This is a genomic window from Falsirhodobacter sp. alg1 (assembly GCF_000739715.2).
In the GTDB taxonomy this organism is placed as follows: domain Bacteria; phylum Pseudomonadota; class Alphaproteobacteria; order Rhodobacterales; family Rhodobacteraceae; genus Falsirhodobacter.
In genome coordinates this window covers 1-817 of record NZ_BBJC02000048.1, presented here as the reverse complement: position 1 = coordinate 817, position 817 = coordinate 1, and the positions used below count along the sequence as shown (strand labels likewise).

The 817-nt window shown below is 62.7% G+C and carries 1 pseudogene; it reads right to left on the bottom strand.

Annotated elements, in window-relative coordinates:
- Positions 1 to 556, bottom strand: a pseudogene (locus TR36_RS14085) (helicase-related protein); the annotation flags it as partial.
- Positions 557 to 817 lie beyond the last annotated feature (261 nt).

Here is an 817-nt window from a genome sequence, read left to right as displayed (position 1 = left end):
TAAAAGGCGGCAGCAACGCTGGGTGCGCCGAACTGCTCGATCAGACGACCGGCCCAGATCCGCTTCCTCACCCACGTCAGCGGTCAGGGTCGGATGGGTCACGATACGTTCGTCATCCTTGGCCTGCACATCTTCTGCCAAGGGGGCGCCGCCATTCAGCACGACTGCACTGCAGCAGCCGCTGTGCCTTGCGGAATTCGGCCTGTGGCACGATCAGCGCAGATACACCCTTGGCACCCGCGCGGCCTGTACGGCCCGAACGGTGCAGAAGGGTTTCGGAGTTGGACGGCAGATCGGCGTGGATCACCAGATCCAGCCCCGGAAGGTCGATCCCGCGTGCCGCGACATCGGTCGCGATACACACCTTGGAACGGCNGTCCCGCAGCGATTGCAGGGCATGTGTCCGCTCCTGCTGGCTCAGCTCACCCGAAAGGGCGACAGCCTGAAAGCCGCGGTTCGACATGCGGGCCAGCAGATGATTCACGTTGGCGCGCGTTTTGCAGAAAACGATCGCCGTCCGCGCTTCGTAGAAACGCAGCGTGTTGAAAATCGCATGGTGGACCGAAAGAACCTCGAGGATCTGCCGCATCAGCAGATGGGCGGCCTCGATGGGCTGGTACGGGTCGGTGTTGGTACCAAGCGCGATCGTCCGCGGCGCGTAGGATTTTGCCCGCAACTCTTGCTCCAGCACCGCTGCAATGCCGGGCCGGGCAATCAGCCGCGTCTCGAAATCAAGGCCCGCCGACAGGTTCAGATAGGCATGCGTCGGCCGTGCAAAGCAATAGATGCAGCCATGTTCGCACCCGCGATACGGATT